This window comes from Fictibacillus phosphorivorans, assembly GCF_001629705.1.
Taxonomy (GTDB): domain Bacteria; phylum Bacillota; class Bacilli; order Bacillales; family Fictibacillaceae; genus Fictibacillus; species Fictibacillus phosphorivorans_A.
This window is the reverse complement of the sequence record NZ_CP015378.1, coordinates 206,920-224,561: the sequence shown is the minus strand read 5'-3', so window position 1 is coordinate 224,561 and position 17,642 is coordinate 206,920. Positions and strand designations below refer to the sequence as shown.

Annotated in this window: 24 protein-coding genes; 1 reads left to right on the top strand and 23 read right to left on the bottom strand. The window is 39.2% G+C overall.

From position 1 onward, the window contains the following. Positions 1-472: 472 nt before the first annotated feature. The 13 genes from ABE65_RS01235 to acpS form a co-directional block, all read right to left on the bottom strand. A complete protein-coding gene (locus ABE65_RS01235) occupies positions 473-1,084 on the bottom strand; it encodes a SpoIIE family protein phosphatase (RefSeq protein WP_066390808.1) in 612 nt (203 codons plus the stop codon). After that, entirely contained in the window at positions 1,081-1,872 is a 792-nt protein-coding gene (sigB, locus tag ABE65_RS01230; protein WP_066390807.1) for an RNA polymerase sigma factor SigB, read from the bottom strand. Before sigB ends, ABE65_RS01235 begins: the two co-directional genes overlap by 4 nt. Next, positions 1,838-2,323: an anti-sigma B factor RsbW gene (rsbW, locus tag ABE65_RS01225; RefSeq protein WP_066390806.1), complete on the bottom strand. Its 486-nt coding sequence runs from the start codon at positions 2,321-2,323 to the stop codon at positions 1,838-1,840. Before rsbW ends, sigB begins: the two co-directional genes overlap by 35 nt. Further along, positions 2,320-2,652, bottom strand: coding sequence for an STAS domain-containing protein (locus ABE65_RS01220; RefSeq protein ID WP_066390805.1), 333 nt, complete (start codon positions 2,650-2,652; stop codon positions 2,320-2,322). The genes rsbW and ABE65_RS01220 overlap by 4 nt, the downstream gene beginning before the upstream one ends. A 63-nt stretch (positions 2,653-2,715) precedes the next feature. Next, positions 2,716-3,723, bottom strand: a complete 1,008-nt coding sequence (locus tag ABE65_RS01215; protein WP_156499094.1) for a PP2C family protein-serine/threonine phosphatase — start codon at positions 3,721-3,723, stop codon at positions 2,716-2,718. Between the two features lie 11 nt (positions 3,724-3,734). Continuing rightward, positions 3,735-4,136, bottom strand: coding sequence for an anti-sigma regulatory factor (locus tag ABE65_RS01210; RefSeq protein ID WP_066285716.1), 402 nt, complete (start codon positions 4,134-4,136; stop codon positions 3,735-3,737). Between the two features lie 2 nt (positions 4,137-4,138). Continuing rightward, complete coding sequence (locus ABE65_RS01205) at positions 4,139-4,495, bottom strand: STAS domain-containing protein (protein ID WP_066239455.1); 357 nt, start codon at positions 4,493-4,495, stop codon at positions 4,139-4,141. A gap of 17 nt (positions 4,496-4,512) precedes the next feature. After that, on the bottom strand, positions 4,513-5,331 hold the full coding sequence (locus ABE65_RS22280; RefSeq protein WP_269148774.1) for an STAS domain-containing protein: 819 nt from the start codon (positions 5,329-5,331) through the stop codon (positions 4,513-4,515). A 378-nt stretch (positions 5,332-5,709) separates the two neighbouring features. Beyond that, complete coding sequence (locus tag ABE65_RS01195) at positions 5,710-6,060, bottom strand: type II toxin-antitoxin system PemK/MazF family toxin (RefSeq protein WP_066239453.1); 351 nt, start codon at positions 6,058-6,060, stop codon at positions 5,710-5,712. A gap of 3 nt (positions 6,061-6,063) precedes the next feature. Then, complete coding sequence (locus ABE65_RS01190) at positions 6,064-6,345, bottom strand: CopG family ribbon-helix-helix protein (RefSeq protein WP_066390801.1); 282 nt, start codon at positions 6,343-6,345, stop codon at positions 6,064-6,066. A gap of 141 nt (positions 6,346-6,486) precedes the next feature. After that, complete coding sequence (gene alr / locus ABE65_RS01185; protein ID WP_066390800.1) at positions 6,487-7,659, bottom strand: alanine racemase; 1,173 nt, start codon at positions 7,657-7,659, stop codon at positions 6,487-6,489. Between the two features lie 288 nt (positions 7,660-7,947). Next, positions 7,948-8,955: a LolA family protein gene (locus ABE65_RS01180; protein ID WP_066390798.1), complete on the bottom strand. Its 1,008-nt coding sequence runs from the start codon at positions 8,953-8,955 to the stop codon at positions 7,948-7,950. A 126-nt stretch (positions 8,956-9,081) separates the two neighbouring features. Next, positions 9,082-9,441, bottom strand: a complete 360-nt coding sequence (acpS, locus tag ABE65_RS01175; RefSeq protein WP_066390796.1) for a holo-ACP synthase — start codon at positions 9,439-9,441, stop codon at positions 9,082-9,084. A gap of 248 nt (positions 9,442-9,689) precedes the next feature. Between acpS and ABE65_RS01170 the strand changes: the two genes are divergently transcribed. Next, positions 9,690-10,295: a rhomboid family intramembrane serine protease gene (locus tag ABE65_RS01170; RefSeq protein WP_066390794.1), complete on the top strand. Its 606-nt coding sequence runs from the start codon at positions 9,690-9,692 to the stop codon at positions 10,293-10,295. A gap of 16 nt (positions 10,296-10,311) precedes the next feature. On the opposite strand, the gene ABE65_RS01165 is transcribed toward ABE65_RS01170, so the two are convergent. From ABE65_RS01165 to ABE65_RS01120, 10 genes are all read right to left on the bottom strand, one after another. Continuing rightward, the gene (locus ABE65_RS01165; protein ID WP_066390792.1) at positions 10,312-11,082 is read right to left on the bottom strand and encodes an STAS domain-containing protein; all 771 of its coding nucleotides are present in this window, start codon (positions 11,080-11,082) and stop codon (positions 10,312-10,314) included. Continuing rightward, positions 11,079-11,729: a cobalamin B12-binding domain-containing protein gene (locus ABE65_RS01160; RefSeq protein ID WP_066390791.1), complete on the bottom strand. Its 651-nt coding sequence runs from the start codon at positions 11,727-11,729 to the stop codon at positions 11,079-11,081. Before ABE65_RS01160 ends, ABE65_RS01165 begins: the two co-directional genes overlap by 4 nt. 20 nt (positions 11,730-11,749) lie before the next feature. After that, positions 11,750-12,130, bottom strand: coding sequence for a hypothetical protein (locus tag ABE65_RS01155; RefSeq protein WP_066390789.1), 381 nt, complete (start codon positions 12,128-12,130; stop codon positions 11,750-11,752). Beyond that, positions 12,127-12,432, bottom strand: a complete 306-nt coding sequence (locus ABE65_RS01150) for an antibiotic biosynthesis monooxygenase family protein (RefSeq protein WP_066390788.1) — start codon at positions 12,430-12,432, stop codon at positions 12,127-12,129. Before ABE65_RS01150 ends, ABE65_RS01155 begins: the two co-directional genes overlap by 4 nt. Before the next feature lie 272 nt (positions 12,433-12,704). Continuing rightward, positions 12,705-13,187 (bottom strand): DinB family protein, encoded by a 483-nt coding sequence (locus ABE65_RS01145; protein ID WP_066390786.1) that lies wholly within the window; start codon positions 13,185-13,187, stop codon positions 12,705-12,707. A 52-nt stretch (positions 13,188-13,239) separates the two neighbouring features. Continuing rightward, entirely contained in the window at positions 13,240-14,343 is a 1,104-nt protein-coding gene (locus ABE65_RS01140) for an HD-GYP domain-containing protein (protein WP_066390784.1), read from the bottom strand. 147 nt (positions 14,344-14,490) lie between these two features. After that, positions 14,491-15,696, bottom strand: coding sequence for a D-alanyl-D-alanine carboxypeptidase family protein (locus tag ABE65_RS01135; protein WP_066390783.1), 1,206 nt, complete (start codon positions 15,694-15,696; stop codon positions 14,491-14,493). A gap of 187 nt (positions 15,697-15,883) precedes the next feature. Then, complete coding sequence (locus tag ABE65_RS01130) at positions 15,884-16,819, bottom strand: magnesium transporter CorA family protein (RefSeq protein WP_066390782.1); 936 nt, start codon at positions 16,817-16,819, stop codon at positions 15,884-15,886. Positions 16,820-16,850: 31 nt separating this feature from the next. Next, the gene (locus ABE65_RS01125; protein WP_066390781.1) at positions 16,851-17,153 is read right to left on the bottom strand and encodes a GNAT family N-acetyltransferase; all 303 of its coding nucleotides are present in this window, start codon (positions 17,151-17,153) and stop codon (positions 16,851-16,853) included. Between the two features lie 63 nt (positions 17,154-17,216). Beyond that, a complete protein-coding gene (locus tag ABE65_RS01120; protein WP_231887837.1) occupies positions 17,217-17,615 on the bottom strand; it encodes an NUDIX hydrolase in 399 nt (132 codons plus the stop codon). Between the last annotated feature and the right edge of the window lie 27 nt (positions 17,616-17,642).

Sequence of the window (17,642 nt, the reverse complement as noted above, 5' to 3'; positions counted from 1 at the left end):
TAAAAATTGCTAGTTATTTCTGAGTTTGCAGACCATTTTCTTGTAAGTCGTTGATTTCCATTCCAGGTTGCTCGCTTTCCGCGGGGCAGGCGGTGAGCCACATTTGTACGTTTCACTCTTAAGTGTCTCACCTGTCTAGTTGCAGTGGCTAGACCCTCGAGGTCAAAAGTTAAATGGCTAAGAAGGCAAAGTGCGCCTTCAAATCCATTCACCTTTTGCTTGTCGGGTCTTGACGAGCCACTTCCATTTTTTTGACTGCCCACCTTTAGAAGTTCCTTGCTCCTGCGTCTAAAAGTTAATTCTCCGTAGTAAGCTTCCTCGTCGCATGCCTTGCAAGCAAGAAGTATCTCATGCGGCTGGCACGCACCTTCCATTCCAATCAACTGTCAAAGTAGACAAGGATTTAAACGTAATAATCTTTCAGAAATCCAAAACAAAAAACACCACCCTACAAACGAATGAAGGTGATGTTTTACGAAATCAAATTTATTTGTCCAACTAAGCATGTTGCGTCGTCATTGATATCTTGAGGCAATCCACTTATATAGAGGACTGACTCTTTAGGTGAAATCATTTTTGTTAACAACGAACGGCTCTGCGTATGAATGTCCATACCATCGGAATAAAGCATCAGCGTTAACTCTTTTTCAAACTTAAAGTCTTGTACTTTAAATTTTTCAGGCTTTCCAGCGAGAAAACCAACTTTCGGCAAAGGGTGAATGGCTCTTTGTCTTTCAGCAGAGATCATAAAACGGATGTTGCCAACTCCTGAATAAGTCGCTGTATGATTATGATAATCGACTTTCACAATGGCAATCACGGCACCACGGGTATGTCTTAATCCTTCATTACAAAGGAACATTAATCTCTCGACCGTTTCATGATGATTTTGATCGATAATATCAGTAGCGGCCCCAGAAGCTTCTTTCGCCATCTTCCCGCTTCCTAGACCATCCGCTACTGCACATATCAAATAATCTTCCGTTTCTTTCACATAAAAACTATCTCCGCAAAGATCATTTCCCTTTTTCGGTTTTTGATAAGAGGAAACCGATGCCTTGCTAAACTGATAGTGTTCGATCATCTAAGAGCCTCCGAAGGGGATACGCGCAACGCTTCTTTTAGCTTTTCAAGTGCTCGTCGTTGAAGTCGTGACACATGCATTTGAGAGATATCTAAACGTTCTCCCGTTTCCTTCTGGCTTAAATTCTCAAAATAGGTACATTGAAGAATTTCGCGTTCGCGTTCAGAAAGAACAGCAAAAGCTTTTTCCAGAAGCATCCTTTTATCGATCTGATCAAAACCAACATCATTGGATCCGACTAAATCAAGTAGTGTAACTGTACTTCCTTCTTGATCCGCTTCAATGGAACTATCTACGGATAGAGCTTGATAACTTTTGCCCATCTCCATCGTCTCTAGAACTTCTTCTTCAGAAACTTCTAGGTACTCTGCGATTTCAAAGATTTTCGGTGATCTTTGTAAACGCGTAGTTAGTTCTTCTACGGCTTTCTTGATCCTTGGTCCTAATTCTTTAATTCGACGAGGTACGTGAACACTCCATGTTTTATCACGGATAAAACGTTTGATCTCCCCGACGATGGTGGGAACAGCAAAAGATTCAAAGGATCTTCCAAACGTTTTGTCGTACCTTCTAAAAGCAGCAAGCAGTCCAATCATTCCGACTTGTACTAAATCGTCATGAATACTTTTGCCTTTAGAAAACTTCCGAGCTAGTGAATGAACTAAGTCTTGATACTGCAACACGAGATTCGTCTGAATTTCTTCATTCTTTGGGTCTTGCTGCAGTTCATCAATCCAAGCATAGACTTGTTCTTTACTGTGAAGGCGCTGGTGAGATTCTGTCGACATGTTCCTCCACCTCATCTCTGTGAAGATACTTTGTCATCATTACAACGACACCGGCTTCACTGCTTATTTCTACCTTGTCCATTAATGTATCTATCAGAAAGAGGCCTAAACCTCCCTCGTGCAGTTGATCAACTGACTTACCATCTACAGGGCCAAGATTTTTTGAGATAGATTCGACGTCAAAACTTTTTCCTTGATCGACAACCGTAATTTCCATGCGGTCGTCATATATATTACAGCCAATGCGAACTTGGCCTTTGTCTTCAGTATCGGAATAGGCATGGTTAACAACGTTCGTTACAGCTTCTGATACAGCAATCTTGATATCTTCAATTTCGTCAAACGCAAAACCCATGCGGTTTGCCAGGCCTGAGATCGTTAGCCTGACGACACCTACATAATCCGGTTTTGCAGGGACCTTCATTTCAATATAGTCGGACGCTGTTCTCATAGCGCCTCCCCCTTTACTCCACTTTCAATATCCATAACTTCTGTCAAACCAGTAATTTCGAAAATGCGTTTAACGCGTTCTGTCATGCCTCTTAATTTTAAAGAGCTATTATTAGCTTTGGAAGATTTTAAAGCTCCCACGAAAATACCTAGCCCCGTGCTATCCATATATTCAATACCAGAAAGATTTACGATGACGATGTTTCCTTGTTTTTCTGTTAAAGGAAGCATCACTTCTTTTAACTTAGGAGCCGTATAAGCATCAACTTCTCCAGTAAGGTTTAACTCGAATGTTTCATTTATTTGTTCTTGATTTATTTGCAAATTCATTTCATTTCCCCCCATGCTTTGTATGGAACCATATAAGGTACCTTTACCCTAATCAAATACTGTTTAAACCAGTCGTTTTAAAATAATTAAAGTAAAATCATCTCTGAGCTCAAAGCCTTGTAAGCGATCAAGCTCCTGAAATACATTTTCAACAATCTTCTGAGAGGGCAAATCCATATACTTACGAATAAGAGATACAACTTCTTCTCTTTCAATGAATCCTTTGCTTGTTCTGCACTCGGTTACTCCATCGGATAGAAGGATCACCATGTCTCCCACTTCTATCATCTTTTCATAAGGATGGTAGGTAGTGGTTCGAGATACACCAAGAACCAAACCTTTTGCGATCAAGTCATGAAACTCGTCTTCCTTTGCGTGATAGAAAAAGCCTGGTTCATGACCAGCACCCGCATAGTAAAACTTATGGCTCTCAGGTTCATAAACCCCATGAAACATCGTGATGAACATGTTGCTATGAACGTTTTGTTCAACGACACGGTTTAAGTTCTCTAAAAGTAGATGAGGTTTCATCTGTTCTTCTGGCAAACTGTCCATCGCATATTTGATCATAGACATACACAGTGCAGCGGGTATGCCTTTACCGATGATATCTGCTACCGCGACACTTAAACTATTGCCGCTCTTAACAAAATTATAATAATCACCGTTCATTTTTTTAGCAGGAACACTCACTACACCGATGTCGAGTTGTTCAAACTCTGGGACATCACTGAGCAGTAACGTCTGCTGCATACTTGCGGCAACTTCGATCTCTGATTCAAGCTGTTGTTGCTTATCACGCAAACTTTGATGCTCGCGATAAGCAAATCCGTAGCCGATCATCGCTTCGAGCAGAAAGTCAAAAGAATCTCTCATTTGTTCAGACATATCCGGAAACAGCTGATCCATCACTTGGATGTGTAAGCTGACAAGATCTTCTGGTGAGATTTGTTGTTCTAATAACTTCCTGCTGAATTGCTGCCCTTTATAGAGGGTCGTCTCTGTTTTGGCTTTTAGATAGACCGATAACAAATCTTGATAACGTTCCATTAGTGCGTCTTTTGCGGTCAAGAGCTCTCCTCCTAACGAAGCCATTTAGTAGCTGATATCTCCGTCCCCACATCTACAGTGGATTCAATTGAGAATTCATCCATTAAACGCTTCACGCCTGGTAATCCTGCTCCTAATCCGCCAGAAGTAGTATATCCATCTTCCATAACTTTTCGGATCTCTCGAATTCCAGGACCATTATCTAAGGCTACGATCCGTAGTCCTTTTCTTCCTAATTGATCGATTGGTTCGATGCAAATCTTACCTCGTCCTGCATATAAGTAGATGTTACGGGCGAGTTCAGATATGGCTGTTGTTATTCTTGCTTGATCAACGTTTCCGAAACCTAACTCTTTCGCCATGTTTCGTCCGAGTTGACGGGCACTTACGATGTCCCACTCGTTGCGTACTTCCACACAGGATTGGATGTCCATAGTCATCCCTCCAGTTCCAGACGCAATTTATCAAGCCCCTGTTCTAAGTCAAGTGCTGTCGAAACTTCCCTCATTGAAATTCCAAGGTCAATTAGAGTAATAGCAACTGCTGGTTGTATTCCTGTTAATACAACTTGAGCTCCCATTAATTTTGACATCCTCACTACATCTCCAAGAACTTTAGCTATAAAGGAGTCGATCATGTCTACTGACGTTAGGTCAATAACCACTCCTTTCGCACCTGTATCGTGAATTTTATTAAGCAAGTCTTCTTGAAATTGAAGAGCTGTCTGATCATCCATCTCTACTTGAATGGTGATCAATAAATATTCGTGCAATTTTAAAATAGGAATTCTCATTTTTTTACTCTCACTCCCTATTTATTGCTAATTAGCTGCTGATTAGTAATTTCTAGAGCGTTTTCCATACCCTTTTGTAACGTACTTTTCGTTGGGAACAAGCTAAGATCAATGCCTAAGCTGACGATCGTCTGCGCAATTTCAGGACGTATTCCAACTAGGATACATGTAGAACCTAATAAACGCACGGCATCTGCTGCTTGAATAATATGATGAGCAACCATCGTATCAACGACAGGTACACCTGTAATATCGATGAGCACCACTTCTGAACGATATTTGATCACACCGTTTAGAAGGTTTTCCATAATCAGCTTCGCACGTTCGGTATCAATCGATCCAATAAGTGGCATCACACTGATATTTTTGAAAACTGGGATCAGTGGAGCGGAAAGCTCTAATAATGCCGTCTTCTGCACAGAAACGGTTCTTTCCCAAATTTGAGAGGAGTTTTCGACAACGCGATTTAGGATCGGATCTAACCAGCGATCGATTTCGCGGTATACAGCTGCTACTTTTTCCTTGTCGTTCTCTGTCTCAACTAAAAGATTTAAAACAACGCGTCGAGCTGCTTGAAGCCCTTGCGTTAAATAACTTAATGGTAAACCTGTATGAAGAACTTGATCAAAAAAATCATCAAGTGTTCCGTCTTTAGAAATATCATGAAAATTGATGTGTTTAATCAACATAGCAAAAAACTGTTGGTCCGTTTCTTCACTAAACTTTAAAGAAGTTCCAACAAGTTCTTTTTCTTTAAAAAGCTTAACTTCTTTAAGCCAATTATCTTTTAGGGTTTCTTGATTTTCATTAATCATCTGTACAATCAAGTTGTCCAATTTATCTTGCACCCCCACTACATGTAGTCTCAATTTCTATTATTTCACTTCTGAATATATTGTGCAATGTTTACTCTTTTACTAACTTTGGATATATAACCCAAGATTCTAAATGTTAAACATGTATTTTTTTACAAAATATTTAAATAGTATTCGTATACTTATTTCCATTAGAAGGGGTTCATTTCCTCGCTAAGTGGCAGAATGAGTAATAAGCAGTTTAAAACTGAAAAAGTTATTGCTTTTATTTAACACTAAAACAGAATTTCTTCTTAGGTAAACCGTTCCTGTTCTTCCAGTTATCTTTCTAGAACTGTTAATAAAATAAAAAACCGCCAGACATCCCCGTCAGACAGTTTCCTAAATGATGTTATGAAATTAAAAATCAACCAGACCAGTGCTGATCTGCAATGCGTCGTCTACCCTGCGCATCATGTCTTCATCCAGTTGTGTTATTTTGTCTGTTAATCTTTGCTTGTCAATCGTCCTGATCTGTTCAAGCAAAATAACTGAATCCCGTTCAAAGCCGTATTTTTTCGAATCTATTTCAACGTGTGTTGGAAGTTTTGCTTTCTGTATTTGAGCTGTGATTGCTGCTACGATAACAGTAGGGCTAAAACGGTTCCCGATATCATTTTGAATGATCAGTACAGGCCGAATTCCACCTTGTTCTGATCCAACTACCGGTGAAAGATCTGCAAAGTAAACGTCTCCGCGTTTGACTATCAAGGACTACACCCCGCTAACTAAGCGGTCCAAGGTATGATCGGCTTCCTCCTCTAACATAAATGCTTCTGAAGCAATCGTTAGATTGATCTTAGCCATTTCCATGTAACCCTGTTTCATCTCATCACGAAACTGACGCTTATTCTTCCGCTCACGAAGAAACATCTCAGTAGCTTGATGGATAAATTCGCTGCGGTCCAAATTCTCTTTTTTTATGACGCGATCTACCTCACTTAGTAATTTTTGAGGAAGACTAATCACTATTCGTTTTGTGTTCAATTCGGACACAACATACACCTCCAGCGCAAAGCTATACTACGATCAAATTCCTTTTAACCACATTTAATCTTATCACTTCAATAATCCATTTGCAAAGCGATTTCAAAGTATTTATTCTACAAAATTTTCAATAGTCCTTCTAATATTCTGCTAAAAATTTAGAATTACATTCATATTTTCTAAAATTCGACCCTTTTTCGTATAAACTCTCGGCACTCGAGCAGAAATGAGGCATGGAATTTCATAATTTATGGTTTCTGCGATACGTGCGATCTCATCCATCTCTATTTTTTCTGCTTGCTGACTTCCTATTAAAGTGGCAACTTCACCAACATCTATTCTCTTAGGAAGTCTCACCATACACTGATCCATACAGATCCTGCCGATGATCGGCATCCGTTCTCCATTTATAAGAACGGAAGCTCCTGGTGATAATCTTCTTTGCCAGCCGTCTGCATACCCGATTGGTAATGTACCTACCCACTCTTCTTTTGTTGCTGTATAAGTAGCTCCATAACTTACAGTATCCCCAGGCATCAATTTTTTAACATGAATGAGCCGGGAATGAAGGCTGAATGCCTCTTCTAGTGGAAACGGCAAGTCTTGTTTTAGTTCGTTAGAAGGCGCTAAACCATACATGCTGATCCCCAGTCGAACAAGATTGAAAGGTCCTTCGACTTTTCTAAGAGCTGCTGCACTATTTGCACTGTGAACAAGGGGTGGGTTCAATCCCCATGATTTCAGCAAGTCTATATATTCAATAAACTTCTTTCTTTGTTGTTCAAAAAGCTCTGATTCCCATTCATCAGCTGTTGCAAAATGAGTAAATACCCCTTCTGCTTCAAAGACAGGAGATTGGTTGATGAAGCTCGCTACTTCTTGCAGCTCGCTTTCTTCTCTAAATCCCACTCGCCCCATGCCCGTATCGATCTTCAGATGTATCTTTATTTGATGTTTCGTTTCTTTCATATACGATTGAGCCTCCATCAGCCATTCTTTTTGAAAGACTGTAAGGCTTATTTCATTTTCAGCCGCAAGACTAGCATATTCCGGACGTACACGGTTCATAACTAAAATCGGTGCCTTGATTCCCTGTTTACGCAAAGCTAATCCTTCGTCGAGCATCGCAACAGCTAGAAACTCAGCTCCCGATCTCAATGCCTCTTCTGCCACTTGAAGTGCTCCATGGCCGTATCCGTTCGCTTTTACGACAGCCATAATTTTTTGTTCAGGGAGATGTCTCTTAAAAGATTTTATATTTTGACTGATCTTGTCTAGGTCGATTTCTGCCCAAGTGTCTCGATAATAATGATGTTTATCCATGATGTTAGCCTCCCCGGTTTAGATTACTGCCTTCTATTTTACCCTCTTAGCGGCATTTATGTAAGCATCCTATCGCTTCAATCCATAAATATGTGTGTGCAATCCAAAAGTTTTAATTGTTTATCCACGAGTTTTCGTTCTTAATCCAAAAGTTTTGGCAGTTTATCCACGAGTCTACAATTCTCGACAATTTACGGATGTGCTGAATCCAACATACCCGCTTTCAAAACAAAACAGGCTAGCGTCTTCGCCAGCCTGCTCTATCAATTCCTATATATAATGTAGAAATTATTTTATTGCCTCTCCGCTCACTGAGCGTGCAATCGCCATCAACTCATCTTGACCAAGGTTATTCGAGACGAGCAAATAATCGACACCGTTAAAATTCCATGTAATTGATTGATCTGTCATCGCCCCAACAGTAAAGCCTAGATCAACCGGTTCTCCACTCGACATCGTTAAGCGCGACGCTGTTTCTACAGCTGTGTTCTTCTGCTGCATCAATGTGAATGATTTATCCTCGTCCGCATAATTCAATACCACTTTGGAGTCATCTTCTCCTTGTGCTACTTCTCTTTCATTTACGATGTTTAAGTTCGCTGTATAAGTCGGATACAGCACTTCGAACTCTTCTCCACCACCTGAGAACGTCGGAACTTCAAATTGAGCACTACTCATGTTGGATTCCATATCGAAAGAGTTCTTATCAAATTTTGCATTGAACTTTACTTTGGAGAAATCTAATCTTACAAGCTCTTTTTGGTCTTGATCCATAATTCGTACTTGTTGCGGATCAAGATCTTTGTTTAATGTGATCTCTTGCTGGTAGAGGTTTTTGTTTTGATAATTTGTTTTTGTATGGAAGACATAACTTTTCTCTTTTGATTTAAACCCTCTGTCTGTATCATTTAATATGTCCGAGATGAGAGATTGGAACAAATAAACTTGGCTGTTGTTTTCTGGCCAGTCACTTTGGAAACGGAAACTTTTATTAAGAGCTGGCGTAAGAACGAAGACTCCATCTTTGTTGCGCAGTATCATCTGGCTTTGATCTTTTTCAGCATTTTTTAAGCTGACTCGATAAAAATCCGGCTTCTTGTGCCAAATTTCTAAATCGTAAGTCAGTGGCTTCTCTCCTGTGCTCAATGTCATCTTGGCTTCTGCTTTGTAACCCGTCATGGATTCCATTCTTTCTTCTAAAGAATCCAAAACATCGTTCTGGCTTTGTGCACCACATGCCGACAGAACCAATACGATCATGAACGCCGTCAACATCATTGACAGTGTTTTCTTCATTTTTTGCCATCCCCTTTGTCCCAAAGTAATTTCGACATTGAAGGGGGACCAACTCTCTGCATCTTGCAAAGGACTACCCCTTCTACCGCATTACAATATATGAGACAACCCTGGACAATATGCAGACTAGCTTGACGAGCTTTCTAAAACCACTTGTGCGATCGCGTATTCTTTCGTATGAGAGATAGAAAGATGACATAAATATGGATAAGGAGAAGTAAGAAACGGCTTACCCTTTTCATCTGATTTAATCTCCATGTCCTGCCATGAAAGTTCAGCACCGATTCCAACACCGAGCGCTTTAGCCATTGCTTCTTTTGCAGCAAAGCGTCCTGCAAGATATTCAAATCTTCTGTTGCCGTTTAAAGAAGAAAATCTTTTTTGTTCGAACGGTGTTAACACCCGCTCCGTAAATCGAGGCTGGTGAGAAACAACCTGTTTGATTCGTTTTAGCTCGATCATGTCGATGCCTGTTCCTACAATCATATATAAAAGCTCCTTTACAGCTATATCTTTCGCCCTATCTATCCTCACATGGTAAACTTAAGGAAGATGAATGAGTATGTTTAAAATTTTGGCTGTTTTTTAACTTTGATGTTCTATTATGAATGGTGATTCCTGCTTAAGCTGTGTTGCTTTTTGCCTTTAGGCACGCACCTTCCACTTCAATCAACATTCAACGAAGAGAAAGAAAAAACAGCCTACACTTTATATAAAAAGGGTGATACAATTCCATGTTTATAAGAGATGAAAGCTTTCAGACCTTTATTAGGCGTTATCCTATTGTTACATTTTTAGTGGCTGCACACATCATCGTGTTTCTTCTTATTAATTTTACCCCTTTTTCTACCTCTTTGTATCATTTTATGGTCGGGTCTAATTATTACATCACTGCTGGAGAGTACTGGCGTTTATTCACTCCCATTGTTACACATGAGGCTGCAGGTCATCTGATCTTTAACTCGTTCTCGCTTGTCTTGTTCGGTCCTGCACTCGAAGGAATCCTTGGAAAAGTAAGATTTATTATCGGGTATGTAGGTGCTGGTTTGATCGCAAACATAGCTACCTTATTATTGCTGCCACTTTCTTACGCACATATTGGTGCATCAGGAGCTATTTTTGGTTTGTTCGGGATCTACGTTTATATGCTGTATAACCACCGTCAATATATCGACCAAGCCAACACACAGATTCTTCTTGTTGTATTAGGAATAAGCCTAGTAACCACGTTTATGAATGCACGAATCAACGTGATGGGACATCTGTTCGGATTAATTGGTGGTGCCGCTCTTGCTCCAATCATTTTTGCTTCCCTTCATCGCAAGAAAAAACGATGGTAACATAAAAAGCACCTCATCACGCTTGAGGTGCTTTTCCTATTTGAAGATGATCGATCAATACATCTTTTAATGATGTTTCAAAATAGACGGGCCAATCCACGTCTAGTGCAGTCAGCTGCCTCGCGTGCTTCGGCTTTACGCCAATAATTTTCACTGGTTTTCCGTTCATATATTGGAGCATGCGGAACAGTTCGCTTAACTTTTGAACGCCACCTTCATCAATTTCTCCTGTAGCAGAGAGGTCAAAGAAAATTTCTTCAAATTGACCTTCGTAAGCGGCTTTTAATGCATTCCCTGTAACGGTGATCATCTTGCTCTCGTTCACATCACCAAATAACGGAACAAACGCCATTTTTTCAGAGATCGGTATGAACGGTCCTGACAATTCATCAAGCCGTTTCATCGCATCTTCTAAAGCTTCCTTCTTCTCAAACAGTTCAAAATCTGTAGAGGATAGTCGTAGTCTAAGCTCTAAAAGCTTATCTTCAAGTCCTTGAACGTGTTTTCCAATAGGAATAAAGACGATATGAGCGACGTCTCCCTCCCAACAAATAGAGATATCACATAGCAGAAACGGCTGGTTTCTTGCCTTTATGTTCGCTTCAAACGTCTTTTCTCCCTCAAAAGGCATCATAAACTTCATGAGCTTGTTACGGCTCTCTTCATCAAAACAGTCCCGAATCGTTTCAGCCTGCATGCCCAACAAATCAATAGCTTTTAAGGATCTATTCAGAATCATTCCATCTTTATCTATCTTTACGTATGGTACGGGTAGGACACTGCTCATTTGTAGGCGTTAATCCTCTCTTCGGTATATTCATCCAGCCATTTTTCTACCTGTTTGAGATTTTTTATAATGATTCCTTGTTTATTCACATACGGTTCTAAATCGTATTTTTCAGTTAGTCTTCCGCCTACTAAGATATCAGGTTTATTTGGCAGTGCTGCAAGTGCACGCACATAATTTTTTAGAACCGGCAGATTATAAACGATAGAGACGGATAACCCGATGACCTCAGGCTTCCATTGCAGCGCTGATTTTAAAGCATATTCTAACGGAAGACTCGCTCCATAATATTTTGTTTCCCAGCCTTTTTCATCAAAAAGACTATTGATCATCTTAATTCCGAGATAATGCTGTTCTCCCTGCAGACATAAAAACATAGCTTTCTTTTTATGTGTTGATTCATCTGCTGATACTTGAAACAGCCTAGAAAGAACAAAGTCACAAACTCCTGTTGCTAGATGTTCATCAGCGACGGAAATCTCATTATTCTCCCATAGGTCTCCTATCATATACATTGCAGGAGTAAACAGGTCTCGAAACAAAACCATTCGATTTTGGTCTGGCTGCTGTTTGATGAAACGTAATGCCTCAGCATGATTTCCTTCTAAGAACAGACGCGCCAACTTTTCAGCTTCTGAAATAGCCATGGATGGGACCTCTCCTTTATCTAGTGTGATTCCACTTTACTACGTAGAACATCGTTCGCTTGTTTCAAGTATTGAATATAAATACCGACACGGGTATTTTCTAATCTTTGCTTTTCCTGTTCTTCTAATAAAACTTCTATTATAAAATCAAAGTTATCCATTAGTAGCTGGGTACTCATTCCAAACTTTTGTAAGATACCATCTAACCAGATCGCATAATCGATAAAGAACGTGCTATTATCGAGTTCATATGCCGTCTCTAATTGCTTAAAGTGATGATGGTTATCTTCTATACACTTCGCTCTACCCTTATCACCATATCTTTCGACAAGAGAAGGATCTTTTTGGTAAATTTTTTCTGTTACTCTTTCTACCATAACATTTATGTTAAATTCCGTCATTTAGCAACCACCTTATACTGCTTTACTGTGGGTATGACAGCTGCTAATTCTTGATCAGGATATTTCTTTTCTAGATCATGAATTTTCTTAAACTCTTCACTTCTTACCCACTTTAGATAAGCGTCTTTTGAAGTGAAAATGAGTTGAACAGTCAGCTCACCTGCACGCTTATCGTTCTGGAGTAATAGAAAGTCAACAAAACCTTCCGCGTGATCTACTGATCTTGAACGGTTCTTATATATATTTATTACTTCATCTGCTTTTTCATTTGGAACATCGAACGTTGAAAAAACGGTATACATGAAACATCACCTCTTGGATGTATTTAAACGACAAAATGTTTATCTCATAAAAGATTCAATATAGACTCTATTTTTCCTGCTAGCTAATCTGGCTAACAGCATCTTTTAAATGTAACCACCCATGTTACAGGAAAAAGCTGTAGAAGTCGAATTTAAGTGAAAATATTTTGTAGAAAGAAAAGCACTTTATCCATCAAAAGGTTGATTCAGTAAGCTTTTACCACAGAAAAAAAAGATAGAACTCCCTTTTAGAAGAGCTCCATCCTTTCCTCTTAGTAGAGATCAAACATATTCACATCATGGTTCGTCTGTTTGAGATAAGTAAACAGCTGTCCACGGTGATGATAGCTATGCGTCACGATTTCTACTAGCCATTTTGCTTGCGTAGCACCTTTCTCAGCATAAAACGCCTTCGTTTCTTTCTTTAAAAAATCTTCCTCGGAAAGAGATAAAAAATAGGATTTAATTAAATGATAGCCTTCTTCTAACACATGAGTTAATTCTGTTACATTTTCTGCAGATAACTTCTTTTCGAGCTGACGAATTTCTTGTTCTGATTTCTCCTGTAAGATCGCTAAGTCGATATGAGGGATCTGGACCAAATGATTAGCTAGCTCTAAAAAAGAACGCATGTTTTCAACCGGACGATAATTGTAAACAGAAGGGTCTGCCTTTTTTAATAATCCATTGGTCGTTCGAACCACAACATATAATTCTTCAAGCATCGTCTCTGTCAAGGAAGCTGTCGCATTCATATCTTCTTTCCCCCTGCTATGTATATTGATTACCTGTATACTCTTCTGCGTCTCAGTCATTTTTTCCTTCGTTTAATCCAGAAGCAATCTCTTGATGTGCAGAGTTACTCATCAATATATTCTCTGAGGAGTCTTCACAGATTAAAAGCATGTCGTAATAAGCGCGTATAAATACTTCTACGATAAATGGATCGTACATTTTACCTGCTTGATTCTCTATCTCCTTCTTAGCTTCCCATGGTGTCATCCCCTGACGATAGGCACGGTTACTCGTCATCGCGTCAAAAGAGTCGGCAACCGCTAAAATTCGAGAATAGATCGGTATATCTTTTCCTTTTAAACGATGTGGATAGCCTAAACCATCGTACCTTTCATGATGATGAAGAATTCCTGTTAATACACGGTCTGAATATCCAAAGGACTTAGCTAACTTCATTCCCTCAACAGGATGCATTTTCATAATTTCATACTCTGCTTCTGTTAATCTTCCGTTTTTTAACAGAACAGCATCTGGTGTTGAGATCTTTCCAATATCATGAATTAGTGCTGTCAACTCAAGCTCTTCCGGTTGTACATTTTTGAATTGACCATGTTTAGCAAGAATCATGGCATAAAGTGCGACCCTTTTCGAATGTCCCTGCGTATAAACATCTTTCGCTTCGACCGCTAAACTGAATGCTTTCACACCTTGTTGAATCGCTTCTTTTTCTGCAACGGATTGATAGACAATTCGTTGAGCCATGAACAATAAGGATCCGAAAGTCACATAGATGGAGACGAACGCTAAATAGTGTTTAAGGGGTTCGTTTGATAAAAAGAGATAGGATGCTAATCCACCTACACTTGAAACATAGTAAAGCCTCTTATCATTTAAAAGAAGAGCGGTTACAGGCAAAAAGAAATAAGCTGCCTGTACGATTGGATATGTAATGAAGTAGTACGATATGGAAACGATATAGACACTGCACAAAACAAAAGCTAATTTTGTATATTCTTCTTGGACACGATTGACTACCCAAGCGGGAAGAAACCCGATTAAAAACAAAAATAAAAAGGGGTAGAAATTTTCTATCGGTTCTATAAAAAAATGATGAAGAGCCTGAACGAAGGCACTCCCAATAATAAATAACTGAGCTAGCTTAATATTACGTATCATAGATGAAACTCCAATTGTCGAATTTTGTAATTTAATGCAATTATATACTATGAAGACTTTTTATCCTATAGATTCCCGACAAATAAAGCATCTTGGCACCCAATCCATTTTTAGCCAAACAAAAAAAAACCGCCAAAACAGACGGTTTTATTTCACATAACTACGAGCAACGTGCCGCATTCTTTTATGTTTTTGTCTTTGACTTCTCATTCTTAAAATTACGAGAAATGCGAGCAACAGAAGTAATCCACTATATAAGAAGATGCCAGTCTTCACAACAGATTGCATGATAGTTGCATCTTTCTCAGCTGAATCATTATCGACTGTAACAGAAGCTTCTTTTTCCTTTTCTTTCTCTTTGAATAGGGTATGAGTGAGTAACTTATTTCCGCTAGCATCCTTTAGTTGAAGCTCTCCATCAGAGCTCACTTCCTGAACCGGTTCTTCTCCTTTTGGCAAAGTAACAGTCAGGTCTTCTTTTAATGGGTATGTTTTTCCGTTTAACGCTTCAATCTTCATACCAGCAGATAATGTTTGTCTTTCAAAGTTTGCAAAACCATAGTCCCCTAGTGCCATCGTATCCCAATACGCTGCTCGACTCGTAGGAGCTTTCATTGTTACGATAATCACATCAAGATTATCTCGGGAAACAGCCGTAACTAAAGTGTGCTTGGACTCATCCACATATCCATTCTTTACACCTATCGTACCCGGATAATCCCACAAAAGCTGATGGTGGTTGCGTAACGTTGTTTCCCAGCCTTCTCCTACCCAAGGCAATTCTTTTGTTGATACGATCTCACGAAATTCTTCATTCTGCATCGCGTATTGAGTGATTTTCGCCATATCTTCAGCTGTTGTATAATGTTCTTCATCAAATAGTCCGTTCGGGTTCACAAAGTGAGTGTTGTCAGCTCCTACTTTTTTCGCAAACGCGTTCATTTGATCAGCGAAAGAATCGACATCCCCTGCCATATATTCTGCAATCGCAACAGCTGCATCATTACCTGAGTTGATCAGAAGACCTTGTACAAGCTTCTTTAAAGGTACTTGCTCGTCTTCCATTAGATAGACACGTGTCCCCTCAGCTCTAACAGCGTCACTGCTAACGACAACAGTATCGTCCAACTTGCCTGATTCTATAGCCAGAATCCCTGTAACGATCTTTGTAATACTAGCTGGATACATTTGTTCTGAGCTATTTTTTTGGTATAAAATATCCCCTGTTTTCGCATCAATCATTACAGCGCTTTCGCTTTTGATTTCTGGTGTGTTCTCCCCCGTCGCTTGAACAAACTGTGTGTTCACAAGCATAACTAGTGAAAAAACAAGAATAAGGCTAAGTTTTTTCATTTTTTTCCGCTCCCGTTAGTCATTTAATCTTCATATCTCTTCGTTGTTTATTTTCATTCTTTTATGGTTGAAATCAAAATGAAATCTAGTAATATTCGCCATAAAAAAACAGGCGTTTCATCAATTGATACCGTTCGACAAAATCCGCCTGTTTCCTTTATATATATCGTTCATTTTTGTAGTTTATTTAGTCAAAATGTTTTCTACTTTTCTTTCCTCGTAATAAATCTCCTGTCCATCCCTTCATTCTTAACCAAATATAAACGCCTAACGTAGAGAATATGATTAAGAGCATGGCATAAAGATAACCCAACTTCCAATCAAGTTCTGGCATGTTCTTAAAGTTCATTCCCCAGATTGCCCCGAGACCCATTGCCGGTGTGAAGATAACGGTAAACACGGTTAATGTTTTCATGATTTCATTACCACGATGAGAAGAAAGAACCTCTTCAAGATTTAACAATGTATCGATATCTTGCCTGTAATGGGAAAGTAGGGAGGTTGTTCGATCAATTCTTGTTTCAATTCGCTTATAGGCTTTCGTTTCCGTAATATCATCAAGGAACGCTTCCTTAATGGCCATCTGTGTTTCATGAACAGGTAGAGTCAAATCACTCCAGTTGATGAGCTCGATTCGTCGATCATAGATGCTGTTTAATAAATTTGTATGATTGTTTCTTTGCACATCCCGTTGAAGCTCTTTAAGCTTTATTTCTAATGCATCGATACCATCTAAGAAATAATTAATTAACTCACCCAATAAAATTAGAAAGCCTTCAACTGGCGTCTTTTCTTCTAAGATCAGGTGGTCACAGGCTCTACGATAGTCACCTTGAATAAGTGATAAATCTAATCCAACCGTGATTAAAGACTTCGGTCGGATATAAAAATGGAATACCTTAAAATCAGATTGATTCTCGGGATCTTGTTTATAGGTTAATGATCCGCGAACAACTTGATCGCCGTCCCTGTCTCTTTCAATCCTTAGATAGTTAACTTTTTCCTCTTTAATATTGCTTAGCCAATTTTTGCAGCCTTTCGTATCGGCGATCAAGTCATGAATTGTTTCTTCGTGACACTCATGACGATGCCATGTCCAACCATAGACACTTGTTTCTTCCATAGAATTATCCACCCTTTATATAATGATCGTTTTAAATAACGGTATATTCTTTTGCACCTTGTTTTCTTAACCATCTTAATGAAAATTGCATGATCTCTGGGTGATTCTGAATATCTTTATTCTTGGCGTACATCCAAATGTACCCCTTCTTTTCTGTTTCCTGTACCTTTAATAAGGCGACTGCCACAATTACGTTTTCTTCTTCTACAACTACAACGGTTGTATCATCGCGATCTTCTAGATATGAAGAGAGTTTCTTCTGATATTCTGGAGCGTCACTACACCATTTCAACAAACGGTTCAGATCTTCTTTTTCAGCGAATATCGGTTTCACTGCCTTCCTCCTCAATTAGAGTTCCCTTATAAAAATAGCAGCAAACCCTAGATTTTTTTCTTATTATAATAAATAGCTTTGTAAAAGCTCTCGATCTTCTGGAAAGGATAATGTTAGCGTCCCTAACTCTTTCAAGGATACCCACCTTATGTCGTGAATTAAACCATCCGGATCTTGAATGACAGAAGAACCACTTATTAATTTCGTGAGATAATAGTGAACCTTAAAATGTATGTTCTGTGTAATTCCTTCTTTAATATGTAGTTTTTTAATAACTTTTACGGTATAGCCCGTTTCTTCCCATACTTCTCGAATGCCACATTCCTCAAGACTCTCGTTTCCTTCTCTTCCTCCAGAAGGAATACTCCACTTCTTCTCCTCAGCGGCTGTTCCTTGTAAAACCATCAATAGCCTTCCCTCGTTCACACAAATACAACTAGCACCTTCCCACTTCATCGCCATGATAAACCTTCCCCCTTTACAGCTTAC

Bases quoted from the DNA above. Each gene is read 5' to 3' on its own strand.
- ABE65_RS01235 (WP_066390808.1), bottom strand. From the start codon at position 1,084: ATGATCGAACACTATCAGTTTAGCAAGGCATCGGTTTCCTCTTATCAA.
- sigB (WP_066390807.1), bottom strand. From the start codon at position 1,872: ATGTCGACAGAATCTCACCAGCGCCTTCACAGTAAAGAACAAGTCTAT.
- rsbW (WP_066390806.1), bottom strand. From the start codon at position 2,323: ATGAGAACAGCGTCCGACTATATTGAAATGAAGGTCCCTGCAAAACCG.
- ABE65_RS01220 (WP_066390805.1), bottom strand. From the start codon at position 2,652: ATGAATTTGCAAATAAATCAAGAACAAATAAATGAAACATTCGAGTTA.
- ABE65_RS01210 (WP_066285716.1), bottom strand. From the start codon at position 4,136: ATGGACATCCAATCCTGTGTGGAAGTACGCAACGAGTGGGACATCGTA.
- ABE65_RS01205 (WP_066239455.1), bottom strand. From the start codon at position 4,495: ATGAGAATTCCTATTTTAAAATTGCACGAATATTTATTGATCACCATT.
- alr (WP_066390800.1), bottom strand. From the start codon at position 7,659: ATGGATAAACATCATTATTATCGAGACACTTGGGCAGAAATCGACCTA.
- ABE65_RS01180 (WP_066390798.1), bottom strand. From the start codon at position 8,955: ATGAAGAAAACACTGTCAATGATGTTGACGGCGTTCATGATCGTATTG.
- acpS (WP_066390796.1), bottom strand. From the start codon at position 9,441: ATGATTGTAGGAACAGGCATCGACATGATCGAGCTAAAACGAATCAAA.
- ABE65_RS01170 (WP_066390794.1), top strand. From the start codon at position 9,690: ATGTTTATAAGAGATGAAAGCTTTCAGACCTTTATTAGGCGTTATCCT.
- ABE65_RS01165 (WP_066390792.1), bottom strand. From the start codon at position 11,082: ATGAGCAGTGTCCTACCCGTACCATACGTAAAGATAGATAAAGATGGA.
- ABE65_RS01160 (WP_066390791.1), bottom strand. From the start codon at position 11,729: ATGGCTATTTCAGAAGCTGAAAAGTTGGCGCGTCTGTTCTTAGAAGGA.
- ABE65_RS01155 (WP_066390789.1), bottom strand. From the start codon at position 12,130: ATGACGGAATTTAACATAAATGTTATGGTAGAAAGAGTAACAGAAAAA.
- ABE65_RS01150 (WP_066390788.1), bottom strand. From the start codon at position 12,432: ATGTATACCGTTTTTTCAACGTTCGATGTTCCAAATGAAAAAGCAGAT.
- ABE65_RS01145 (WP_066390786.1), bottom strand. From the start codon at position 13,187: ATGAATGCGACAGCTTCCTTGACAGAGACGATGCTTGAAGAATTATAT.
- ABE65_RS01140 (WP_066390784.1), bottom strand. From the start codon at position 14,343: ATGATACGTAATATTAAGCTAGCTCAGTTATTTATTATTGGGAGTGCC.
- ABE65_RS01135 (WP_066390783.1), bottom strand. From the start codon at position 15,696: ATGAAAAAACTTAGCCTTATTCTTGTTTTTTCACTAGTTATGCTTGTG.
- ABE65_RS01130 (WP_066390782.1), bottom strand. From the start codon at position 16,819: ATGGAAGAAACAAGTGTCTATGGTTGGACATGGCATCGTCATGAGTGT.
- ABE65_RS01120 (WP_231887837.1), bottom strand. From the start codon at position 17,615: ATGGCGATGAAGTGGGAAGGTGCTAGTTGTATTTGTGTGAACGAGGGA.